Origin of the sequence: Mycobacterium sp. 852002-40037_SCH5390672, from assembly GCF_001665875.1 — a bacterium.
Lineage (GTDB): Bacteria > Actinomycetota > Actinomycetes > Mycobacteriales > Mycobacteriaceae > Mycobacterium.
In genome coordinates this window covers 14,366-37,048 of sequence record NZ_LZTA01000091.1, presented here as the reverse complement: position 1 = coordinate 37,048, position 22,683 = coordinate 14,366, and the positions used below count along the sequence as shown (strand labels likewise).

At 68.1% G+C, this 22,683-nt stretch carries 23 protein-coding genes; 15 read left to right on the top strand and 8 right to left on the bottom strand.

Annotated elements, in window-relative coordinates; translation table 11 throughout:
- On the top strand, positions 1-197 hold a 197-nt coding region (locus tag A5782_RS16460; protein WP_197694211.1), incomplete at its 5' end, for a methionine adenosyltransferase domain-containing protein.
- Here the strand turns inward: A5782_RS16460 and A5782_RS16455 are convergent.
- From A5782_RS16455 to A5782_RS16445, 3 genes are all read right to left on the bottom strand, one after another.
- A complete protein-coding gene (locus A5782_RS16455; protein WP_067102327.1) occupies positions 194-754 on the bottom strand; it encodes a pyridoxamine 5'-phosphate oxidase family protein in 561 nt (186 codons plus the stop codon). The genes A5782_RS16460 and A5782_RS16455 overlap by 4 nt on opposite strands.
- 16 nt (positions 755-770) lie before the next feature.
- Positions 771-2,249 carry an NAD(P)/FAD-dependent oxidoreductase gene (locus A5782_RS16450; RefSeq protein ID WP_067102323.1) on the bottom strand — a complete coding sequence of 493 codons (1,479 nt, stop codon included), beginning with the start codon at positions 2,247-2,249 and terminating at the stop codon, positions 771-773.
- Positions 2,250-2,319: 70 nt separating this feature from the next.
- The gene (locus tag A5782_RS16445) at positions 2,320-3,294 is read right to left on the bottom strand and encodes an alpha/beta hydrolase (RefSeq protein ID WP_067102319.1); all 975 of its coding nucleotides are present in this window, start codon (positions 3,292-3,294) and stop codon (positions 2,320-2,322) included.
- Here A5782_RS16445 and A5782_RS16440 point away from each other — a divergent pair.
- From A5782_RS16440 to A5782_RS16430, 3 genes are all read left to right on the top strand, one after another.
- Positions 3,293-4,063, top strand: coding sequence for a lysoplasmalogenase (locus A5782_RS16440; RefSeq protein WP_067102316.1), 771 nt, complete (start codon positions 3,293-3,295; stop codon positions 4,061-4,063). The genes A5782_RS16445 and A5782_RS16440 overlap by 2 nt on opposite strands.
- A 98-nt stretch (positions 4,064-4,161) precedes the next feature.
- Positions 4,162-6,156, top strand: coding sequence for a primosomal protein N' (locus tag A5782_RS16435; protein WP_197694254.1), 1,995 nt, complete (start codon positions 4,162-4,164; stop codon positions 6,154-6,156).
- A gap of 128 nt (positions 6,157-6,284) precedes the next feature.
- Positions 6,285-6,770, top strand: coding sequence for a MarR family winged helix-turn-helix transcriptional regulator (locus A5782_RS16430; RefSeq protein ID WP_067102313.1), 486 nt, complete (start codon positions 6,285-6,287; stop codon positions 6,768-6,770).
- Between the two features lie 59 nt (positions 6,771-6,829).
- Here A5782_RS16430 and A5782_RS16425 read toward each other — a convergent pair whose 3' ends face one another.
- Complete coding sequence (locus tag A5782_RS16425; RefSeq protein ID WP_067102309.1) at positions 6,830-7,657, bottom strand: class I SAM-dependent methyltransferase; 828 nt, start codon at positions 7,655-7,657, stop codon at positions 6,830-6,832.
- A 183-nt stretch (positions 7,658-7,840) separates the two neighbouring features.
- Here A5782_RS16425 and fmt point away from each other — a divergent pair, with 183 nt between their 5' ends.
- From fmt to ribD, 4 genes are all read left to right on the top strand, one after another.
- Positions 7,841-8,788 (top strand): methionyl-tRNA formyltransferase, encoded by a 948-nt coding sequence (fmt, locus tag A5782_RS16420; protein ID WP_067102305.1) that lies wholly within the window; start codon positions 7,841-7,843, stop codon positions 8,786-8,788.
- The gene (locus A5782_RS16415; RefSeq protein ID WP_067102301.1) at positions 8,785-10,236 is read left to right on the top strand and encodes an RsmB/NOP family class I SAM-dependent RNA methyltransferase; all 1,452 of its coding nucleotides are present in this window, start codon (positions 8,785-8,787) and stop codon (positions 10,234-10,236) included. Before fmt ends, A5782_RS16415 begins: the two co-directional genes overlap by 4 nt.
- 129 nt (positions 10,237-10,365) lie before the next feature.
- Positions 10,366-11,064, top strand: coding sequence for a ribulose-phosphate 3-epimerase (rpe, locus tag A5782_RS16410; RefSeq protein WP_067102297.1), 699 nt, complete (start codon positions 10,366-10,368; stop codon positions 11,062-11,064).
- Positions 11,061-12,086: a bifunctional diaminohydroxyphosphoribosylaminopyrimidine deaminase/5-amino-6-(5-phosphoribosylamino)uracil reductase RibD gene (gene ribD / locus A5782_RS16405; protein WP_067102294.1), complete on the top strand. Its 1,026-nt coding sequence runs from the start codon at positions 11,061-11,063 to the stop codon at positions 12,084-12,086. Before rpe ends, ribD begins: the two co-directional genes overlap by 4 nt.
- On the opposite strand, the gene A5782_RS16400 is transcribed toward ribD, so the two are convergent.
- A complete protein-coding gene (locus A5782_RS16400; RefSeq protein WP_067102289.1) occupies positions 12,083-13,663 on the bottom strand; it encodes an MFS transporter in 1,581 nt (526 codons plus the stop codon). The two genes, ribD and A5782_RS16400, sit on opposite strands and share 4 nt — an antisense overlap.
- Complete coding sequence (locus A5782_RS16395; RefSeq protein WP_067102285.1) at positions 13,660-14,367, bottom strand: LppX_LprAFG lipoprotein; 708 nt, start codon at positions 14,365-14,367, stop codon at positions 13,660-13,662. Before A5782_RS16395 ends, A5782_RS16400 begins: the two co-directional genes overlap by 4 nt.
- Positions 14,368-14,485: 118 nt before the next feature.
- On the opposite strand from A5782_RS16395, the gene A5782_RS16390 reads away from it, so the two are divergent.
- Positions 14,486-15,085: a riboflavin synthase gene (locus A5782_RS16390; RefSeq protein WP_067102281.1), complete on the top strand. Its 600-nt coding sequence runs from the start codon at positions 14,486-14,488 to the stop codon at positions 15,083-15,085.
- A gap of 62 nt (positions 15,086-15,147) precedes the next feature.
- Here A5782_RS16390 and A5782_RS25635 read toward each other — a convergent pair whose 3' ends face one another.
- Entirely contained in the window at positions 15,148-15,519 is a 372-nt protein-coding gene (locus tag A5782_RS25635) for a hypothetical protein (RefSeq protein WP_082942977.1), read from the bottom strand.
- 606 nt (positions 15,520-16,125) lie between these two features.
- On the opposite strand from A5782_RS25635, the gene A5782_RS16385 reads away from it, so the two are divergent.
- From A5782_RS16385 to A5782_RS16370, 4 genes are read left to right on the top strand one after another with little or no spacing between them, the layout of a single operon-like run.
- Positions 16,126-17,403: a bifunctional 3,4-dihydroxy-2-butanone-4-phosphate synthase/GTP cyclohydrolase II gene (locus A5782_RS16385; protein ID WP_067102337.1), complete on the top strand. Its 1,278-nt coding sequence runs from the start codon at positions 16,126-16,128 to the stop codon at positions 17,401-17,403.
- A 46-nt stretch (positions 17,404-17,449) separates the two neighbouring features.
- A complete protein-coding gene (gene ribH / locus A5782_RS16380; RefSeq protein WP_067102277.1) occupies positions 17,450-17,932 on the top strand; it encodes a 6,7-dimethyl-8-ribityllumazine synthase in 483 nt (160 codons plus the stop codon).
- The gene (locus A5782_RS16375) at positions 17,929-18,399 is read left to right on the top strand and encodes a PH domain-containing protein (RefSeq protein WP_067102274.1); all 471 of its coding nucleotides are present in this window, start codon (positions 17,929-17,931) and stop codon (positions 18,397-18,399) included. Before ribH ends, A5782_RS16375 begins: the two co-directional genes overlap by 4 nt.
- Before the next feature lie 18 nt (positions 18,400-18,417).
- Positions 18,418-19,104 carry a hypothetical protein gene (locus tag A5782_RS16370; protein WP_067102270.1) on the top strand — a complete coding sequence of 229 codons (687 nt, stop codon included), beginning with the start codon at positions 18,418-18,420 and terminating at the stop codon, positions 19,102-19,104.
- Positions 19,105-19,164: 60 nt separating this feature from the next.
- On the opposite strand, the gene A5782_RS16365 is transcribed toward A5782_RS16370, so the two are convergent.
- Positions 19,165-19,503 carry a hemophore-related protein gene (locus tag A5782_RS16365; protein ID WP_067102266.1) on the bottom strand — a complete coding sequence of 113 codons (339 nt, stop codon included), beginning with the start codon at positions 19,501-19,503 and terminating at the stop codon, positions 19,165-19,167.
- Between the two features lie 315 nt (positions 19,504-19,818).
- Here A5782_RS16365 and uvrC point away from each other — a divergent pair, with 315 nt between their 5' ends.
- Positions 19,819-21,762 carry an excinuclease ABC subunit UvrC gene (gene uvrC / locus A5782_RS16360; protein ID WP_067102262.1) on the top strand — a complete coding sequence of 648 codons (1,944 nt, stop codon included), beginning with the start codon at positions 19,819-19,821 and terminating at the stop codon, positions 21,760-21,762.
- On the top strand, positions 21,759-22,676 hold the full coding sequence (rapZ, locus tag A5782_RS16355; RefSeq protein ID WP_067102259.1) for an RNase adapter RapZ: 918 nt from the start codon (positions 21,759-21,761) through the stop codon (positions 22,674-22,676). The genes uvrC and rapZ overlap by 4 nt, the downstream gene beginning before the upstream one ends.
- Positions 22,677-22,683: the final 7 nt, after the last annotated feature.

The following is a 22,683-nucleotide window of genomic DNA, read 5'->3' as shown; positions in this document are numbered from 1 at the left end:
CGACGGTCGATCCGGTCAAGATCGAGAAGATCGTGCCCGAGGTGTTTGACCTGCGGCCCGGGGCGATCATCCGTGACCTGGACCTGCTGCGCCCCATCTATGCCCAGACCGCCGCCTACGGGCACTTCGGGCGCACCGACATCGAACTGCCCTGGGAGCAGCTCAACAAGGTCGACGACCTCAAACGCGCCATCTAGGGCAGCGGGTGATCGGCGTCCAGCGCGGGCAGGCCGTCGATGCTGTGCCGGTTGCGATCGATCAGGCGAACGTACGTGTCATCGACAGCCTTCGTGTGATACGCGTCGAGCACCGGCCGTTCGTCGACGAGCTCGTAGTAGGGCACCGCGAATCCGCAGGCGTCGGCGATCCGCTCCACATCGACCACGATGATGGTGCGGATGCCCGCATGCTGGTCGCCGAAATGCGGGATGAGATTGGCGAATCCGGTGTCATCCGGGCGGATCGCTCGGCCGGTGCCGAACAGCCGCAGGATCCGCGAATTGCGGGTGAACGAGCAGAACATGACGGTGATGCGGCCGTTGTCGCGCAGATGGGCGATGGTCTCCACGCCGCTGCCGAACAGATCCAGGTAGGCGACGGTGTGCTCGTCGATCACCGCGAAGGTGTCGCGATACCCTTTGGGGGACAGGTTGATTCGCCCACCCTCGGACGGGGCGGTGGCGACGAAGAAAACGGCTTGTTCCCGGATGAAGTCGCGCAGCGACTCGTCGATGCTCGAAAATTCCTTCGCCACGGGAGCAGCGTAGCCGCTAACCGGTGAATCGGTAGTCGCCCAGATTGAACCGCCGGCTGCGCCAGTACACCTCCGGGGTGGTCCCCGGCCGCAGCGGCACGTCGCCGTTCTTGTCGAAGTAGTAGCTGTTGGCCAGCCGGCAACTGTCCTGCCAGAAGACCTGGCGGTGCCGTCGGCGCATCATCTCGTCGAAGTAGCGGTCGTTGGCTTCCTCGCTGACCTCGACGCGGGTCGCGCCGACGCTCTTGGCCCGCTTGAGGCACCGCACGATGTGATGCGTCTGCGCCTCGATAAGCGCGAAATACGAAGAGCCGACGTAACCGTACGGACCGAACACGGTGAACAGGTTGGGGAAACCGGGCACGGTGACGCCCTCGTAAGCCTGCAACCGGTGCTCATCCCAGAACCGGCTCAACGACTTTCCGCCGCTTCCGGTCACCGCGAACGTGGGCACGTTGTCGGGGTCCATCACCTTGAAGCCGGTCGCCAGGATCAGCACATCGATCTCGTGGTTCTCGCCGTCGGTGGTGGCCACCGCGTCGGGCGTGATCTTGTCGATCGGTTCGGTGACCAACCGGACGTTGTCGCGGTTGAACGTGGCGAGGTAACCGTTGTGGAAACCGGGGCGTTTGCAGCCGACCGCGTACTTCGGTGTGAGCTGCTCGCGGACGGACGGATCCCGAACCTGGCGCCGCAGATAGGACTTTCCCAGCGAGGCCATCCGCTTGGCCAGCGGGATGACCGTGAAATAGTGCGCCGAGATGGGGAAGGTGAGCTCCACGTAAGCCTGGCTGAGCAGGCGCTGCAGGGATTTGCCGCCGGGAATTCGCATCGCCCAGCGCACCGGCGCGGGCAGCTCGACGTCGAACTTCGGGAAGCACCAAATCGGGGTGCGCTGAAAGACGGTGAGCGACGACACAACTGGCGCGATTTCGGGAATCACCTGCACGGCCGAGGCGCCGGTGCCGATCACCGCGACACGCTTGCCGCGCAAATCCTGGCTGTGATCCCACCGCGCGGTGTGCATGGTGATGCCGCCGAACGAGTCCACGCCGTCGATGTCGGGCAGGTTCGGCACCGTGAGCACACCGCAGGCGCTGATCACAAATCGCGCCGTGATCTCGCCCACCGGATCGGTCTGCACCCGCCACAGGCCGCGCTCGTCGTCAAACTCCGCGGTCTGCACCTTGGTGTTGAACCGGATCCGGGATCGGATGCCGTATTTGTCGGCGCAGTGTTCGGCGTAGGCCTTGAGCTCACGGCCCGGCGCGTAGGTGCGCGACCAGTGCCGGCTCTGCTCGAAGGAGAACTGGTAGGAGAACGATGGAATGTCCACGGCGATACCGGGATAGGTGTTCCAATGCCAGGTGCCCCCGACCCCGTCGCCGGCTTCGATCACCAGGTAATCGGGCAGCCCGGCCCTGTCGAGGTTGATGGCTGCGCCGATGCCGGAGAATCCGGCGCCGATGATCAGCGTGTGATAGTCCGGGATCATGGGCGGTTCCTAGGGGTGCAGCGCCGCGGCGATGGTCGGCTCGCTCATGCGTTCACCGTACGCTGCGAGGTCACCGGTGCAGGGCGGTTCGCAGCGCCGTCAGTCCGGCCTCGAGCGCCGCGGTGGCCGCGGGCACCACGCCGGCGTAACCCAGAAAGCCGTGCACCAGCGTCTCGGCGTTGTGCACCCGGGCGGCGACCCCGGCTGCGGTGAGCAACTCGCCGTAGCGGATGCCGTCGTCGCGCAGCGGGTCGTAACCCGCGACGGCGATGTAGGCCGGCGCCAGGTTGCTCAGGTCCTTCGCGCGCCCCGGGGCCATGTCCGACGGCGGATCGGACATGTCGACTTGGCCCGCGTACCAACGCGAGAACTCCGCAACGGCCTTGACGTCCAGGATCGGCGCGGCGGCGTTTTCGGTGAACGACGGCAGCGACGCATCCCACATGGTCGACGGATACCACAACAGCTGGAACACGATCGGCGGACCGGCGTTATCTCGCGCCCGCTGCGCCACCGCGGCGGAGATGGTGCCGCCGGCCGAATCCCCGGCGACCGCGATCCGGCTCGGGTCGCCGTGCAGTGCGGCGGCATTCTCGGCAACCCAAAGCGTTGCAGCCCAAGCGTCTTCGACAGCGGCGGGGTAGGGGTGTTCGGGGGCTAGCCGATAGTCGACGGACACCACGATCGCGTCGGCGCCGACCGCATGCTGACGGGCCGTGCCGTCGTGGGTGTCGAGGTCGCCTAGGACGAAGCCGCCGCCGTGGAAATACAGGACGATCGGCGCCGCGGCGCCCTCCGGCTGACCGACGGAATGGCTTGGCGGCCAATAGATGCGGACCGCGATGGACCCCGCGGGGCCGGGAATCGTGCGGTCCTCGACCCGCAGCTCGGGATGCAGCGGCCGGCGCGGCAGATCGCGGAACCGCTGCCGCGCTGCATCGATTCCGTCCTCAGTGGATAGCCGGAAGGGAACCGCATCCAGTACCTTCTGCAGGATGGGGTCGATAGCGGGTTTCTCCTCGGCTGTGTTATCCAAGCTGGGCATGGACGTACCGTACGCACCTCGCGTGGTGGCCGGCGCCTGGGTGGTGGCCGGCTGGGTGGCCCTCGGCTACGGCATCTACCTGACCGTGCTGGCCCTGCGCTCGCCGCCGGGAATGGAACTGACCGGGCACTGGGTGTTGCAGCCGGCGTTCAAGGCCTCGATGGCGTTCCTGTTGACGCTGGCCGCGGCGGGGCACGCCAACGTCCGCGAGCGGCGGTGGTTGATGTTGGCGCTGCTGCTGTCGGCCATCGGCGACTGGGTGCTGGCGATCCCGTGGTGGACGCTGTCTTTCGTGGTGGGCCTGGCGACATTCCTGTTGGCGCACTTGTGTTTTGTGGCGGCTTTGCTGCCGCTGGTGCCGGAGTTCTCGGGAGCTTCGAAGGATGTGCGGCCGTCGACATTGCGCATCGCCGCGGTGATCCTGATGTGTGCGGCCTCGATCGCGTTGCTGGCCTGGTTCTGGCCCCACCTGGGCGCGGACAAGCTGACGATTCCGGTGACGGTCTACATCGTGGTGCTGACCGCAATGGTGTGCACGGCCCTGCTGGCGACACTGCCGACGATCTGGACGGCGGTGGGCGCGGTGTGTTTCGCGGCCTCGGACTCGATGATCGCCATCGGGCGTTTCATTCTGGGCAACGAGGCGCTGGCCGTACCGATCTGGTGGTCCTACGCGGCGGCCCAGATCCTGATCACGGCCGGATTCTTCTTCGGCCGCGAGCTTCCCGCTGACGCCGCCGGGGACGCCTCGGCGCCCGCCGAGCGCTGATTGTCGCCGGTGCCCGGTACGCTGCGCACCGGACGGGTAAAAGATTTGGATAGCAACATGATTCGCGGCCCGGGGACGCGGTGAGCCCCAGCGCCCGCATGCCCGTGGAGGTGGAGCCCATCGCCCGGGTGCTGCCGATGCTGTCGGTGCCGCACTTGGACCGTGAGTTCGACTACCTGGTCTCGGCCGAGCAGTCCGACGACGCCCAGCCCGGGGTGCGGGTGCGGGTGCGCTTTCACGGCCGGCTGGTCGACGGGTTCGTGCTGGAACGCCGCACCGAGACCGATCACCCCGGCAAGCTGGGCTGGCTGGATCGCGTTGTGTCGGCCGAGCCGGTGCTCACCCCGGAAATCCGCCGGCTGGTCGACGCGGTGGCGGCCCACTATGCGGGCACCCGGCCCGACGTGTTGCGTCTGGCGGTGCCGGCCCGCCACGCCAGGGTGGAGCGCGAACCTGCCGTCAGCCGGGATCCGGCGATCATCGAGGCCGTCGACCCCTCGGGCTGGGACGGTTACGGCAGGGGCGCTCAGTTCCTGGCCGCCCTGGCCGAATCGCGGGCCGCGCGGGCCGTCTGGCAGGCGCTGCCGGGTGAGTCGTGGACGGACCGGTTCACCGAGGCCGCCGCCCAAACGGTGCGCACCGGCCGTTCGGTGCTGGCGATAGTTCCCGATCAACGCGACCTGGACGCGCTGTGGCAGGCGGCGACGACGCGGATCGACGAGGGTGCCGTGGTGGCGCTGTCGGCCGGCCTGGGGCCGGCGGCCCGGTACCGGCGATGGCTGGCGGCGCTGCGCGGCACCGCACGGTTGGTGATCGGTACCCGCAGCGCGGTATTCGCGCCGCTGAGCGATCTGGGGCTGGTCATGGTGTGGGCCGACGCCGACGACAGCCTGGCCGAGCCGCGCGCGCCGTATCCGCATGCCCGCGAGGTGGCGATGCTGCGCGCGCATCAGGCCCGGTGCGCGGCGCTCATCGGTGGCTACGCGCGCACCGCCGAAGCCCACGCGCTGGTGCGCAGCGGCTGGGCGCAGGACATCGTCGCCCCGCGGCCGGTGGTTCGCGCCCGCACGCCGCGCGTGATCGCCCTCGACGACACCGGCTACGCCGACGAGCGCGACCCGGCGGCGCGCACGGCACGTATTCCGTCCGTCGCGCTGCGCGCCGCCCGCTCGGCGCTGCAGGCCGGGGCGCCGGTGCTGGTGCAGGTGCCGCGACGCGGGTACGTCCCGTCGCTGGCCTGCGCGCGGTGTCGCACCATCGCCCGGTGCCGGCACTGCACGGGTCCGCTGTCGCTGCAGGAGGGGGGCGCGGCACTGCTCTGCCGCTGGTGCGGCCGCGTCGACCCGGCGCGACGGTGCGCGCGCTGCGGGTCGGACGCGGTGCGCGCCGTCGTCGTCGGGGCGCGCCGCACCGCCGAAGAACTCGGCCGCGCGTTTCCGGGCACGGCGGTCATCACGTCGTCGGGCGACGGCGTGGTGCCCGAGGTCGCCACCGGCCCGGCCCTGGTGGTGGCCACGCCGGGCGCCGAGCCGCAGGCGGCCGGGGGTTATGGCGCGGCGCTGCTGTTGGACACCTGGGCGCTGCTGGGCCGGCAAGACCTGCGCGCGGCCGAGGATGCGCTGTGGCGCTGGATGACCGCCGCCGCGTTGGTGCGTGCCCGGGGCGACGGCGGCGTGGTGATGGTGGTCGCCGAATCATCGCTTGCCACAGTGCAATCGCTGATCCGGTGGGACCCGGTGGGGCACGCGGAGGCCGAAGTGAGCGCGCGGGCCGAGGTCGGTCTGCCACCCAGCGTGCACATGGCGGCCATCGACGGGACGGCTGGCGCGGTGACCGCGCTGCTCGACGAGTGCCGGCTGTCTGAACAGGAATCCTTGCACGCCGATTTGCTTGGGCCGGTAGACCTTCCGCCCGGCGTGCGCCGCCCGGCCGGAACGCCGCCCGGCGCGCCGGTGACGAGAATGCTGGTGCGCGTGCCTCGTCACGATGGGCTGGCGCTGGCGGCCGCGCTGCGCCGCGGCGTCAGTGTGCTCAGCGCCCGGCAAAACCATGAGCCCGCTCGGGTGCAGGTCGACCCGCTGCATATCGGGTAACCTTCACGAACCGTTACCCTGGGCGACAATATGTGAATGCAATAATCTCTTCTTACGACATTAAAGGGTTGCTACACTTTCTAATCCTTAGCCGCCGAGAGGCCGGAAACCATCCGGGGAGGGGCGATATGACACCGGACAACACTGCCGTTGACGAGTCATTGGACGTCATCACCGATGCTTTGCTGACGGCCTCCCGTTTGCTGATGGCCATCTCGGCTCGCTCCGTGGGGCAGGTCGACGAGACCATCACCATTGCGCAGTTTCGGACGCTGGTGATCCTGTCCAATCGCGGCCCGGTCAACCTGGCCACCCTCGCGGGTCTGTTGGGCGTGCAGCCGTCGGCCACCGGCCGGATGGTGGACCGGCTGGTCGCCGCCGGACTGATCGACCGGTTGCCGCACCCGACCTCGCGGCGCGAGCTGCTCGCCGCGCTCACCACGCGCGGCCGCGACGTCGTCCACCAGGTCACCGCGCACCGGCGCGCCGAGATCGCGGCCATCGTGGCGAAGATGCCACCGCCGGAGCGGCACGGGTTGGTGCGGGCCCTGACGGCTTTCACCGCGGCCGGCGGCGAACCCGACGTCCACCTGGACGCCGAGATCGACCTGTAGTCGGACGTGGCGATCGCGAGCGCGGCGGAGCCGGGCGAAGCGGGTCGCCACCATCGGGGTTAGGCGGCTCGCTTTTCGGCGGTCACCAGCAAGTACTCCCAGCCCATGGTGCCGTTGGCGAGGTGGTGTTGCGCGAGTTCGATGAGCTGGGCGTCGAGTTCGGCGGCGAGCACCCGGTTGTGGCCGATGTTCGCGTACGCCTCGATCGTCGGGCCGTAGTGCTGTTTGAAGTACGCGTGCACGGCCTCGGCGCTGTCAAACCGGTTGACCGCCAACATTCCTCGCGTCGTGGTGATGTCGTCGATCTGGTCACCGAGCAGCGCGGCGACGTAGCCTGGGCGCCCCCAGAGTGCCGCGGGTGGCACGGGATGCGACAGGCTCGGCCGGTAGGGCCGAATGGTGGCGAGCATCCGGCCGAAGAACCCTTCGGGGGTCCAGCTGATCACGCCGATCGTGCCGCCCGGGCGGCAGACCCGGACCAGTTCGGTAGCGGCGCGCTGCTGGTGGGGGGCGAACTGCACGCCGATCGCGGACATGACGACATCGAACTCGCCGTCGCCGAATGGCAGCGCCTGCGCATTGGCTTCGCGGTAGTCGATCGTGAGGCCCCGTGCCTCGGCCCTGGCCCGCGACCGCTGCAACAACTGCGGGGTGAGGTCGGTCGAGACGACGGTGGCGCCGGCAGCGGCCGCCGGCAACGAGATGTTGCCCGAGCCGGCGGCGACGTCGAGGACCCGTACGCCGGGCCGGATGCCGGTGGCTTTGACCAGGGCGGGGCCGAGGGGTGCCATCACTTCCTCTGCCATCAGCGCGTAGTCGCCCAGCGCCCATACCGTGCGATGCGTTGCGGCCACCGAGGCGTCGCTGATGGTGGTGTCGAGGGTCATCTTGACCTCCTGGAGAAGGGAAAGGATTGTCTCTCGACCTCGTTGTCGACACGAATCGGCAGTGTGATTCACTCCGTAGACAATGGCTGCCAGAAATAGTAGCCATAAGCAACAGTATACGCACGCACATTCCTTTGGCTCGGGCGGGTCCGGCCTGCGTCGGGCGCTTTCTAGACTGGGCCGGTGCGCCTTGTCTTCGCCGGAACACCCGAACCCGCGCTACCCGCACTGCGCGGCCTCATCGACTCACCGCGTCACGAGGTGGTCGCGGTGCTGACCCGGCCCGACGCCGCCGCCGGACGGCGCGGCAAGCCGGAGCCGTCGCCGGTGGCCCGCGAAGCGCTCGAGCGCGGTATTCCGGTGCTGCGGCCGTCGCGGCCGAACTCCGACGAATTCGTCGCGGAGCTGTCGCAGTTGGCCCCGGACTGCTGCGCGGTCGTGGCCTACGGCGCGCTGCTGCGCGACGGCCTGCTGGCCGTGCCCCCGCGAGGCTGGATCAACCTGCACTTCTCGCTGCTGCCCGCCTGGCGCGGCGCCGCGCCGGTGCAGGCGGCCATCGCGGCGGGGGACACCATCACAGGGGCCTCGACCTTCCGGATCGAGCCGAGCCTGGACTCGGGCCCGATCTATGGAGTCGTGACCGAGACGATCCGGCCGACCGATACCGCCGGGGAACTGCTTGAGCGCCTGGCTATTTCGGGTGCGGCGCTGTTGTCGGCCACGCTGGACGGCATCGCCGACGCAACGTTGACGCCGGTGCCGCAGCCCACCGAGGGGGTCAGCATCGCACCCAAGATCACCGTCGAGCAGGCCAGGGTGCGCTGGGACCTGCCGGCACAGGTCGTCGACCGCCGCGTCCGTGCGGTCACGCCCAACCCCGGCGCCTGGACGCTGATCGGAGACCTCCGCATCAAACTGGGGCCGGTGCAGATTGCCGAGGCATCCGGGATGCCCGGGCCACCAGAACCGTTGCTGCCCGGCGCCATTCACGTCGACCGCAAAAGCGTCTGGGTCGGCACGGGTTCGGATCCGGTACGGCTGGGCCAAATCCAGCCGCCCGGAAAGAAATTCATGAACGCGGTCGACTGGGCGCGCGGTGCCCGGCTTGACCCGACGGTGCGGGCGGCATGAGCACAGGTCGCGACAGACCACAGCGCGGCCGGCCGCAGCGCAATCCGCCGCGCCCGCAGCAGCACGACCGCCGGCCGCAGCAGCGGGACCGCCGGCCGCCGCGCCGGCCGCTGGACCCGGCCCGCGCCGCCGCATTCGACGTGCTTCGGGCGGTCAGCGAGCGCGACGCGTACGCCAACCTGGCCCTGCCCGCCCTGCTGCGCGAACGCGGAATCACCGGGCGCGACGCCGCATTCGCCACCGAGCTGACCTACGGCACCTGCCGCGCCCGGGGGCTGCTCGACGCGGTGATCGGCGCGGCCGCGGAACGCCCGCCACAAGCGATCGACCCGGTGTTGCTCGACCTGCTGCGCCTCGGCGCGTATCAGCTGCTGCGCACCCGGGTCGACGCGCACGCCGCGGTGTCCACCACCGTCGAGCAAGCGGGAATCGAATTCGACTCGGCCCGAGCGGGTTTCGTCAATGGCGTGCTGCGCACCATCTCCGGGCGTGACGAGCAGTCCTGGGTGCAGGAGCTGGCCCCGGCCAGGGCGCAGGATCCGATCGGGCATGCCGCTTTCGTGCATGCACACCCGCGGTGGATCGCCCAGGCGTTCGCCGATGCGTTGGGTGCCGCCGCGACCGAACTCGGCGCGGTACTGGCCAGCGACGACGAACGGCCTCAGGTGCACCTGGCCGCACGCGCCGGCGCACTGACCGCCGCCGAACTGGCCGACGCAGTGGGCGGCACCGTCGGCCGCTATTCGCCATACGCGGTGTATCTGGCTGGTGGCGATCCCGGGCGGCTGGCGGCGGTGCGCGACGGCGTTGCGCTGGTCCAGGATGAGGGCAGCCAGCTAGTGGCCCGGGCGCTGACGCTGGCCCCGGTCCAGGGCGACAGTGGTCGGTGGCTGGATTTGTGCGCCGGCCCGGGCGGGAAGACGGCGCTGTTGGCCTCTCTGGGAGTCGAGCGTTCGGCGCGGGTCACGGCGGTGGAGCCGACGCCGCGCCGCGCCGATCTGGTGGCCGAGAACACTCGCGGTCTGCCGGTCGACGTGCTGCGGGTCGACGGGCGGCACACGGATTTGGAGCCGACCTTCGACCGGGTGCTCGTCGACGCGCCCTGCACCGGGCTGGGGGCGCTGCGCCGCCGGCCGGAGGCCCGGTGGCGGCGCCAACCCGCCGACGTGCCCACGCTCACCAAGCTGCAACGCGAGCTGTTGGGCGCCGCGATCGCGCTGACCCGTCCCGGCGGCGTGGTGCTGTACGCCACCTGCTCGCCCCACCTGGCCGAAACCGTCGGCGTGGTCGGCGACGCGCTGCGCCGCCACCCGGTGAGCGCGCTGGACGCCCGGCCCTTGTTCGAGCCGGTTCCCGACCCGGGGGACGGGCCGTACGTCCAGCTCTGGCCGCACCGGCACGGCACGGACGCCATGTTCGCGGCCGTGCTGCGCCGCGAGGCGGGGTAGCACGGCCGCGACACAGAGGACCGGGCCGCGGCCGTGCTGCGCCGCGAGGCCGGGTAGCTCGCCGTGACGCGGCGTAACCGTGCCGCGCCGGATGTGAAGCGAGCCGCGCGGCTCAGTAGTCTGGCGCTCATGCCTCGCAACACGGAACCACTAAAGGGGCCTCTGATCGCGCCGTCGATCCTTTCCGCTGACTTCTCCCGGCTCGCCGACGAAGCCGCCGCCGTGACCGGCGCCGACTGGTTGCACGTCGACGTGATGGACAACCACTTCGTGCCGAACCTGACCTTTGGGCTGCCGGTGGTGGAGAGCCTGCTGGCCGCCACGACCATCCCGATGGACTGCCATCTGATGATCGAGGACCCCGACCGCTGGGCGCCGCCCTATGCCGAAGCGGGCGCGTACAACGTCACCTTCCACGCCGAGGCCACCCAGAATCCGATCGGCGTGGCCCGCGACATCCGCGCCGCCGGCGCCAAAGCCGGCATCAGCGTGAAGCCCGGAACCCCGCTGGAGCCCTACCTGGAAATCCTGCCCCAGTTCGACACCCTGCTCATCATGTCGGTGGAGCCGGGTTTCGGTGGCCAGAGCTTCATCCCCGAGGTGCTGAGCAAGGTGCGCACCGCGCGCAAGCTGATCGAGGCGGGGGAGTTGACGATCCTGGTCGAAATCGACGGGGGCATCAACGCGGACACCATCGAGCAGGCCGCCGAAGCCGGCGTCGATTGCTTCGTCGCCGGATCGGCCGTGTACGGCGCCGATGATCCGGAGGCCGCGATAGACGCGTTGCGCCGACGGGCCGCCGCCGCGTCTCCGCACCTGCGTCGATGACGGACTCGCCGGGCGACAGCCTTGAGGCCGCAATGCGCTTGGCGATCGACCAGTCCAATCAGGTCAAGGGGGCGACGTATCCGAACCCGCCGGTGGGGGCGGTCATCCTGGACGCCGGCGGCGAGGTGGTCGGCGTCGGCGCCACCGAACCCGCGGGTGGCGATCACGCCGAGGTCCTGGCGCTGCGGCGGGCCGGCGACTTGGCGGCCGGCGGCACCGTCGTGGTCACCCTCGAGCCGTGCAACCACTACGGCAAAACCCCGCCGTGCGTGAACGCCCTGCTGGACGCGAAGGTGGGCACCGTGGTGTACGCCGTCGTCGACCCGAACCCGGAGGCCGCCGGTGGAGCGGCCCGGCTTGGGGAGGCGGGTGTGGCGGTGCGCTCCGGTGTGCTGGCCGACGAGGTGACCGGCGGCCCGTTGCGGGAGTGGCTGCACAAGCAGCGGACCGGGCTGCCGCACCTGACCTGGAAATACGCCAGCAGCGTCGATGGCCGCAGCGCGGCCGCAGACGGCACCAGCCAATGGATTTCCAGCGAGGCCTCGCGGCTGGACCTGCATCGCCGCCGCGCGGCCGCCGGCGCGATCGTGGTGGGAACCGGCACCGTGCTGGCCGACGACCCGGCGCTGACCGCCCGACTGCCTGACGGTTCGCTGGCCGACCGTCAACCGCTGCGAGTAGTGGTGGGGATGCGTGAAATCCCTTCAGAGGCAAAGGTTCTCAACGACGATTCGCGGACCATGCTGATCCGCACGCACGACCCCATGGAGGTGCTCAAGGCCGTCGCGGACCGCACCGACGTGCTATTGGAGGGCGGCCCGACCCTGGCGGGTGCCTTCCTGCGGGCCGGCGTGGTCAACCGGATTCTGGCCTACGTCGCACCGACCCTGCTGGGTGGTCCCGTCACCGCGGTCGACGACGTGGGGGTATCCACGATCGCGCGGGCGCTGCGCTGGCAATTCGACGGAATCGACCGGGTCGGACCGGATCTGGTGCTCAGCCTGGTGCCGCGCGGCGGCTAGCGCTCACCCAACGAAACGGCTTGCGGCTCAACGATTTCCGGCTCTTCGGCGTGCTCCTTGCGCCCGCCGATCAACAGACCCAGCAGCGCTCCCGCGATACAGATCACGACGGTGGCCGAGAAGATGTCGCCGTACATCATCGCGAAAGCCTTCAGGTACATGGTGGCCTGGGCGGCGACGCGCTCCAACAGGCTGGCGTTGGCCGGGATTGCGGCCGTCAACCCCGCCACGATCTGGTTGAACCGGTACAGGCCCCACGCACTGAGCGCGGCCACCCCGATCAGCATGCCCGTCATCCGGGCCACCACCACGGCCGCCGAGGCGATGCCGTGTTGGGCCGACGGAACAACGCGCAGCGCCGCGGAGGTCAACGGCCCGATCACCAGGCCGAGGCCCACACCGGCGACCAGGAGGTCGGCGTGCAACGCGGGCACGCTGAACACCCCGAAGAAGTTGTGCTTCTGGCTCAGCACGTCCTGGCGCCAGAAGTGAATCAGCCAATAGCCGTAGGCCGCGATCATCAGTCCGACGAAGGTCATCGCCCGGTCACCGACGCGGGTGGCGATCCACCCACCCAACACCGCCCCGATCGGCAGTGCGATCAAAAACCACAGCAGCAACCCGGCGGCCTGCGTTTGGTCCATCTGCAACACGCCCTGGCCGAACAGTTCCACGTCCACCAGCGTCACCATCAGCGCGGCACCCGCGCACAGCGAGGCGCCCAGCGCGGCCAGGAACGGGCGGAAGTGCACGCCCGCCGGCTCGATCAGCCGGGTCCGCGCGAAGCGCTCCCAGAGCAGGAACAGCACCGCGACCACGACCGCGCCGATGACCAGCGGCAAACCGTAGCTCGGCAGGATCTGCTTGCCGTCGGGTTGCGGGTTGTAGAGGCCGATCACGGCAAGGCCCAGGGCGACCGCCAGCAGCACACCACCGATCAGATCGACCTTTTCGGGGTCCTCCACCCGCTCGTGCGACGGAAGGCTGAACTGGATCATCACCATCGCGATCAGGGTCAGCGGGACGTTGATCCAGAACACGTAGCGCCAGTCGTGGGTCAAGAAGACGATGAAAATCCCGTACAGCGGCCCCAGCACGCTGCCCAGCTCTTGGGCGGCTCCAATGCCGCCCAGCACCCCGGCGCGGTTGCGCTGTGCCCACAAATCGGCGCCCAGGGCGAGGGTGACCGGCAGCAGGGCGCCACTGGCGACACCCTGGATGGTGCGGCCGCCGATCAGCAGGTGGAAATCACCCCAGTGACCGGCCAGCGCGGTGACCACCGAGCCGACGATGAACAGCGCCAGGCTGACTTGCAGCACCAGCTTGCGGCCGAACCGGTCGGAAGCGCGGCCCAGCAGCGGCATGGCGGCGATGTAGCCCAGCAGGTACATCGTGATGATCCAGGTGATGCGCTGCAGCTGGTTGATCGGGATATGAACGTCGGTCATGATGTCGCGCATGATCGTCACGACGACATAGGCATCCAGGGCGCCCAGCAGCACCGCGAGACTGCCCGCGCTGATCGCTATCCGACGCCCGGTTTGGTGCCCCGTTGGGGCTACCGTCTCCGCGGTCATGAGCTCACCGGGGGCTTGGTGACCTGAACCTGCTCGCCCCAGTTGGACAGGGTGACCTGGACCGAATTGCCCGAGCTCTTCTGCATATTGGCCTGAACCAGCTGATGGTCACCGGTTTCTTGAATCCACACCGTGCTCGGTACCGGCTGCGTCGCGTTGAACTGCGGCATGATCTTGTTCACCGCGTCCGCCGAGACGTTTCCGCTGACACGGATGGTGTTCTGTCCGTTGATGGTTTCGCGCGCCTCGGCCTTGGCGTTGGTGAAGTTCGCCAGCGCGTTGCCCAGCCCGCTGTCGGGGTTCAGCAACACCGAGACGTCGTAGATGTCGGACGCCTTGCCGAAGTCACTCCACTTGTTCGGGGTGAGGGTGGCGTACAGGGTTCCGTCGACCACCACGAAGTTGGCGTCGATGTCGGAACCACCCAGGGTGATCGTGGCGTTACCCGATGCGGCGGTGGCCGGCGCCGTGGTGAGGTCACCGGTCAGCGTCTTGATGGGCAGGCCGGAGATCTTGCCCTGAATGCTCAGCATGAGGTGCACGCTCTTCACATTCTTGGTGGCGTCGGCCGACTGCTTGACCAGGGTCGTGGCGTCGGGAAGCGGTCCGCCGCTCTGCTTTGAGCCCGATGAACAGCCGGCGATCAAGGCGGTGGCGAGGGTCAGGGATGCGATGACGGCCGATAGACGGCGGCGGGTCTGCATACTCTGCATCGTAGAGGGTGCCAATGACTGCGCTCGTGAACGCGGGGTGGCGGTGTCGCCCGGGCGCCGCTGTTTGCCCTGCTCACCACCTTGAGAGCCGGGCAATTAGCCTAAGAGGATGTTTACCGGGATTGTCGAGGAACTCGGCGAGGTGACGGCTCGCGACGTCCTTTCCGACGCGGCGCGCCTGACCATCCGCGGCGCCGTCGTGACGGCCGACGCCGGCCACGGCGATTCGATCGCCGTCAACGGTGTATGCCTCACCGTCGCCGAGTTGTTGCCCGGCGGTCAGTTCACCGCCGACGTGATGGCCGAATCGCTCAACCGGTCCAACTTGGGCGAATTGCAGGTCGGCAGCCGGGTCAACCTGGAGCGCGCGGCGGCCGTCAACAGCCGGTTGGGCGGGCACATCGTGCAGGGGCACGTCGACGGGACGGGTCGTATCGTGGCCCGGACGCCCTCGGAGCACTGGGAAGTGGTGCGGGTCGACATGCCCGCCGGGGTGGCCCGCTACGTCGTGGAGAAGGGGTCGATCACCGTCGACGGGATTTCGTTGACGGTGTCCGGGCTGGGTGACGAGCCGGGGGACTGGTTCGAAGTCTCGCTGATTCCCACCACCCGGGAATTGACCACCTTGGGCCGTGCTCCGGTCGGGACGCAGGTGAACCTCGAAGTCGACGTGATCGCCAAATACGTCGAACGGTTGATGGCCCGCTAGGCCAGGGAAGCAGGCCGCTGCTCGAGCTCGAGGTAGCGGCCTATTTCCAGGTCAGATGTGGGTTACAGCGGCATCCACACTGGGCCGTTCCAGTATCCCCAAGCGTTCACCTGGGGATTCCAGACGACCTGTGCCCACGGTGCCCACGGTGGCGGTGCCGGCGGGGGCGGCGCCCACGGCGGGGCCCCGCCGTAACCTGCCGGGCCGCCGTAATTGTCGTCCCAGTCACGGCAGTTGTTCCAGTCCGGGTTGTTGCCCCAACCGGGCTCCCATTGTTCGCCGGGGCACCAGTGGTGGTGATACATAGGTGCAGGCGGAGGAGCAGCCTGGGCGGTGCCTGAGGTCAGTCCCAGCGCCGACATCGCCAAGCCGCCCGCCGCCAGCGCGCCGGTGCACAGGCGAACCCACGGTCGTGTTTGCGTGTTGGTATTCATGCGGCTGTATTTCCCCGGAGTAATGCACGCGAAACCCATTTTTACTGTTTGCTCATGTCAAATATCGGGGCACAGTAAACACATATCTGGCGCAAAGGCTTAGGCGGTATACAGCCCCTTCATAGGGATGATTTTGGCACCAAGTGACGTTATTGCCGTCCCGACAAGCCATTCTTTACGGCGACGACGTGTTTGCGGGAAGGTCGGGCACAAAATCGCACGGGCCGCCTTTCTCCTTCTCTGAAAAGCCGGCGTTGTGTTTGTCGGGTGACGTGCGGCGCCCGTCGTTCGCGTCGAATCGGCGAAAACTGTGATCCCGGCGACGATCACGCGGCCGCCGTCCCCGTGCCAAGCTCAGTCGAACGCCGGGGACGCCATCGGGGCCCTGCGGCGACGGGCTCAGTGCAAGCCATCGCACGTGGTCAGGCGGTCGGCACCGCCGGCCTGGCTAGGCGGCGCAACGCGGTCTGAACCCGTCCCACTGATCAAACCGGGGCAATAACCGCGATGCCGCCGTGGTTCATACTGAATGCAACACGTGGGCTTCTCGTGTGAGCCGTTTCGACAGTGTTCCCGCCGGGCAGCGGGAACGGCGAGGTAGCAAAGATGACGAGGTTGGACTCCGTCGAGAGGGCGGTTGCCGACATTGCGGCCGGCAAGGCCGTCATCGTCATCGACGACGAGGACCGCGAGAATGAGGGCGATCTGATCTTCGCCGCCGAGAAGGCGACGCCGGAGATGGTGGCATTCATGGTGCGCTACACCTCGGGGTACCTGTGCGTGCCGCTGGACGGGGATATCTGCGACCGGCTGGGGTTGCTGCCGATGTACGCGGTGAACCAGGACAAGCACGGCACCGCCTACACCGTCACGGTCGACGCAAGACGGGGTGTGGGCACGGGGATTTCGGCCTCGGACCGGGCGACCACGATGCGCTTACTGGCCGATCCCACCAGCGTCGCCGACGATTTCACCAGGCCGGGTCACGTGGTTCCGTTGCGCGCCAAGGACGGTGGCGTGTTGCGCCGCCCGGGTCACACCGAAGCCGCCGTCGACCTGGCCCGGCTGGCGGGCCTGCAGCCCGCGGGTGCCATCTGCGAGATCGTCAGCCAGAAGGACGAAGGCTCGATGGCGCAGACCGACGAACTGCGGGTCTTCGCCGACGAACACGATCTCGCGATGATCACCATCGCCGACCTGATCGAGTGGCGGCGCAAACACGAGAAGCACATCGCCCGGATCGCCGAAGCCCGGATCCCCACTCGGCACGGTGAGTTTCGTGCCATCGGCTACGCCAGCATCTACGAAGAGGTCGAACACGTCGCGCTGGTGCGCGGCGACATCAACGGCCCGGACTCCGATGGTGACGACGTGCTGGTGCGCGTGCACTCCGAATGCTTGACCGGTGACGTGTTCGGTTCCCGCCGCTGCGATTGCGGACCCCAGCTGGACGCCGCGATGGCTATGGTCGCCCGCGAGGGACGCGGCATCGTGCTGTACATGCGCGGCCACGAGGGACGCGGCATCGGGCTGATGCACAAGCTGCAGGCCTATCAGCTGCAGGACGCCGGTGAAGACACCGTCGACGCCAACCTCAAGCTCGGGTTGCCCGCCGATGCAAGAGATTACGGAATCGGCGCGCAAATCCTGGTGGACCTCGGGGTGCGGTCCATGCGGCTGCTGACCAACAATCCGGCCAAGCGGGTCGGGCTGGATGGGTACGGCCTGCACATCATCGAGCGGGTGCCGCTTCCGGTGCGCGCCAACGCGGAGAACATCCGTTACCTGATGACCAAGCGGGATAAGATGGGTCACGACCTGGCCGGGCTGGACGACTTTCACGAATCCGTCCATTTGCCAGGTGAATTCGGCGGTGCTTTGTGACCGCCGATGACGGCGCAGAATTCGGGGACAAGAAGGGGCGGCGCAGATGAGCGGTGGCGCCGGCGTGCCGGAGATCCCGGCGGTTGACGCTTCTGGTGTGCGGCTCGGCATCGTGGCAAGCACCTGGCACAGCGAGATCTGTGACGCGCTGCTCGCCGGCGCGCGCAAAGTCGCCACCGAGTCGGGTGTCGACGACCCCACGGTGGTCCGCGTGCTCGGGGCGATCGAAATCCCGGTGGTGGCACAGGAGCTCGCCCGCAATCACGACGCCGTCGTCGCACTGGGCGTCGTGATCCGTGGGCAGACACCGCATTTCGAGTATGTCTGCGATGCGGTAACCCAGGGGCTGACCCGGGTGTCGCTGGACGCCTCGACGCCGGTCGCCAATGGGGTGCTGACCACCGACAACGAGGAGCAGGCCCTGGATCGGGCCGGGCTTCCGGCGTCGGCCGAGGACAAAGGGGCCCAGGCGACTGGAGCGGCGCTGTCCGCCGCACTCACCCTGCGTGAGTTGCGCGCTCGGTCGTGACTTCGCCTCCGGACCGCGAGACCTGGGACGCGGTGTTGCGTCCCCATCGCACACCGCTATTCGCCTATGGGGCGGCTTTCGTCATCGCCGCGGCGCACATTGCGGTGGGCCTTCTCCTCAAGGCGAGGTCCACCGGGGTGGTCTTTCAGACCTCCGACCAGGTGGCGATCGCCGTGCTGGGCCTGGTCATCGCCGGCGTCGTGTTGTTATTCGCGCGACCGCGGCTGCGGGTGGGACCGGCCGGCGTCTCGGTGAGAAACCTATTGGGCGACAAGCTGATCGAATGGCGAGACGTTGCCGGCGTGTCGTTCCCGGTGGGTCACCGCTGGGCGCGTATCGACCTGCCCGATGACGAGTACATCCCGGTGATGGCCATCCAGGCCGTCGACAAGGGCCGCGCAGTGGCCGCCATGCAAACCGTGCGGTCGCTGCTGGCGCGCTATCGGCCGGACCTGCAGACGCACTGAGCGCTGTACCATCAGCCGATGGCACTTCAGGCACCGGTGGCCGCGGTGGCCGCAGTGGGACTTGCCGCCATGCTGGCGCTCAGCGGGTGCAGCGCCGTCGTAGGGGGACGGGCGGTCCGGGCGTCCGGTCAGTCAGGGGGAACGCCGCCTACGACGGTGAAACGCCCGCCGTCCCATGCACCAGACCTACTGCTGCAGAGCGGAAATGACACGCCCTTCGGCGCCGCGATCGCCGCGCCGGTGGGCGATACCTACTTCACCAGCGCTCGCCCACCGGACTGCTCGGCGGCACTGCTTTTCAAGGGTTCGCCGCTGCGACCCGCCGGCGCATCGGACCATGCCGAATCGGCGTATCAATTCGGTGGTTCGGCACTGTACGCCGAGTCGGTCGACCTCTACGACAACGCGCTAGACCCCCACCATGAGGTGGTGAGTGGATTCATCGCCGTAGCCCAGTGCAGACACGACGCGGTGGGCATCTCCCCGGCCGGGGAGGCAATCCCGATGCGGCTCAGCAATTTCGCGACTCCGTCGGAAGGCGTCCTGGTATGGACGATGACCCAGCCGGCTTGGACGTGCGATTACGGGTTGGCCGTGCTGGCGCACGTGGCTTTGTTGCTGTCGGCCTGTAACGACGTCCCCGGATTTCCCATGGCGGACTGGGCGGCGAAACGACGAGCGCAGGTCGACGGGCGCACCGCATAACGCGGCGGCCCGCCGCCTGAGGTTTTAAATGCTTGAGCCGGGAAGCCCGAGGCGCAGGACTCAGTACCGAGTGCAGTCCGTCATCATTTGCTGGAAGATCGGCAGGGCCTGTGACGCCCCCTGGTTGTGCTGGATCGCCTTGAGCAGGTTCACCCGCTGATCGGGCGACGACGCCAGGTACTGCTGCAAGAACTGCTGGTTAGGCGGCGACTGATCGAGGTATTGAGCGGCCATCGGATTTTCGGCGTGCACGGCGCGCATCGCCTGGTCGTAGTTACAAGTCGTGTTGATCATCGGACCGAAATCGGGGTCAGCGGATGCGACCCCGGCCCCGGCGGTCGACGCCAATGCCAGACCGCCGACGGTCACGGCCAGTTTGGCCAACGAGCGCTTCATCATTTACGGACTCCCTCCATAGCAATGCCCCCACTCTAACGTCGAGCTAGAAGCTTGGTAGCCAGAACGGCAGGCGCCCAAACCGCCGCCACTGCGGTCGGCGCTCCTTGCGGGCCTTCTACCTGCCCCGTTGCTCCTTTTCGGTTTCGGGGTCCAGCTGCTCGGTAACAGCGGCAGACTCGGGCCGTCGTCCAATGAAGGAGTCCGTCGACGGCAATCCCCCCAACATCCTGGCGACCGATAAGCACGACAGTAGGCCGGCACTTGCATGCGCTCCGCCTTTCTCGGCACCCCGTGCGCGGCTACTAGCCTGGATCTGTGCCCGATCCCGCCACCTACCGCCCCGCCCCCGGGTCCATCCCGGTCGAGCCCGGCGTCTACCGATTCCGGGATACGTATGGGCGGGTCATCTATGTCGGCAAGGCCAAGAGCCTGCGCAGCCGGCTGACGTCATACTTCGCCGACATCGCCGGCCTGCACCCGCGAACCCGGCAGATGGTGACCACCGCGGCCAAGGTCGAGTGGACGGTGGTCAACACCGAAGTCGAGGCGTTGCAGCTTGAATACAACTGGATCAAGGAGTTCGACCCGCGTTTCAACGTCCGCTATCGCGACGACAAGACCTATCCGGTGCTGGCGGTGACCCTCAACGAGGAGTTCCCGCGACTGATGGTCTATCGCGGGCCCCGCCGCAAAGGGGTGCGGTATTTCGGGCCGTACTCGCACGCATGGGCCATCCGGGAAACGCTGGATCTGCTCACCCGGGTATTTCCGGCACGCACCTGTTCGGCGGGAGTTTTCAAGCGGCATAAGCAGATCGATCGTCCTTGTCTGCTCGGCTACATCGACAAATGCTCGGCGCCGTGTATCGGCAGGGTCAGCGCGGAGCAGCACCGCCAGATCGTGGACGATTTCTGCGACTTTTTGTCCGGCAAGACCGACCGGTTCGCCCGGGAGCTGGAACAGCAGATGAACGCCGCGGCCGAGCGACTCGATTTCGAGCGGGCCGCGCGGCTGCGGGACGACCTGGGCGCGGTGAGAAGGGCGATGGAAAAGCAGGCCGTGGTCCTCGGCGACGGCACCGACGCCGATGTGGTGGCGTTCGCCGACGACGAGCTCGAGGCCGCGGTGCAGGTGTTCCACGTGCGCGGGGGACGGGTCCGCGGTCAGCGCGGCTGGATCGTCGAAAAGTCCGCCGACCCTGGTGATTCCGGTGAGGAACAACTGGTCGAGCAGTTCTTGACGCAATTCTACGGCGAGCAGGCCGAATTGGGCGGCGCCGCAGACGAATCGGCGAACCCGGTGCCGCGCGAAGTGTTGGTGCCCTGCCTGCCGTCCAACGCAGGCGAGCTGACCAGTTGGCTGTCCGGCTTGCGCGGGTCCCGGGTGGCGCTGCGGGTGCCGCGGCGCGGGGACAAACGCGCGCTGGCCGAAACCGTACAGCGCAACGCGAAAGACGCACTGCAACAACACAAGCTGAGGCGCGCCGGCGACTTCAACGCCAGATCCGCTGCGCTGCAGAACATCCAGGAGGCCCTCGGCTTATCCGACGCGCCGCTGCGCATCGAATGTGTGGACATCAGCCATGTCCAGGGCACCGATGTGGTGGGGTCGCTGGTGGTGTTCGAGGACGGTCTGCCGCGCAAGTCGGACTACCGCCACTTCGGCATCCGGCAAGCCGCCGGACGCGGACGCTCCGACGACGTCGCGTCCATCGCCGAGGTGACCCGCCGTCGTTTCGCGCGGCACCTCAGTGAACAAAACGACCCGAATATGCTTTCGCCGGAAGGAAAGTCTCGCCGTTTCGCCTACCCCCCGAACCTGTACGTCGTCGACGGCGGGGCCCCGCAAGTCAATGCGGCAAGCGCGGTGCTCGAGGAACTCGGCATCACCGACGTCGCGGTGATCGGCCTGGCCAAGCGGCTGGAAGAGGTGTGGGTGCCCTCGGAGCCCGATCCCGTCATCATGCCGCGCAACAGCGAGGGACTTTATCTGCTGCAACGTGTCCGTGACGAAGCGCACCGGTTCGCGATCACCTACCATCGCAGCAAGCGATCCAAGCGAATGACGGCATCGGTGCTGGATTCGGTGCCAGGATTGGGAGAACATCGCCGTAAGGCATTGGTAAGCCATTTCGGATCGATAGCCCGCCTCAAGGAGGCCACCGTCGACCAGATCACCGCCGTTCCCGGCATCGGTGTGGCAACCGCCACCGCCGTCCTGGAGGCGTTGCGACCCGATCAGTCCGAGCCGGCCCAATGACGGGCCCAGAGTTCGCGGGCGGCCACTCGGTGGACGCCGCGGCGGGCATCGACGTCGTTCTGGTGACCGGGTTATCCGGGGCCGGGCGGGGTACCGCAGCCAAGGTGCTCGAAGACCTGGGCTGGTATGTGGCCGACAACCTGCCTCCCCAGCTGATCACCCGGATGGTTGATTTCGGTCTGGCGGCGGGCTCGCGGATCACCCAGCTGGCGGTCGTGATGGACGTGCGGTCGCGCGGCTTCACCGGCGACCTGGATTCGGTGCGCACCGAGCTGGCAACCCGAAACATCGCCCCGCGCGTGGTGTTCATGGAAGCATCCGACGACATGCTGGTGCGCCGCTATGAACAGAATCGTCGCAGCCACCCGCTGCAGGGTGATCAGACCCTGGCCGAGGGAATCGCGGCCGAACGGCGGATGCTGGCGTCGGTTCGCGCCACCGCCGATCTGATCATCGACACCTCGACGCTGTCGGTGCGCGGCCTGCGCGAGACCATCGAGCGGGCATTCGGGGGCGCCGCCAGCGCGACCACCAGCGTCACTGTCGAGTCGTTCGGGTTCAAGTACGGCCTGCCGATGGACGCCGACATGGTGATGGACGTGCGGTTCCTGCCGAACCCGCACTGGGTCGACGAATTGCGTCCCCGCACCGGGCAGGACCCGGCGGTGCGGGATTACGTGTTGAGCCAGCCCGGCGCGGCCGAGTTCCTCGACGCCTACCATCGATTGCTATCTCTGGTCGTCGAGGGCTACCGCCGGGAGGGCAAGCGCTATATGACGGTCGCCATCGGATGCACCGGCGGCAAGCATCGCAGCGTCGCGATCGCCGAGGCGTTAATGCAGTTGCTGAAGGCCCAAACGGGTGAAGCCCAACTGTCGGTGCGGGTGCTGCACCGGGATCTGGGCCGCGAATGACCGAGCC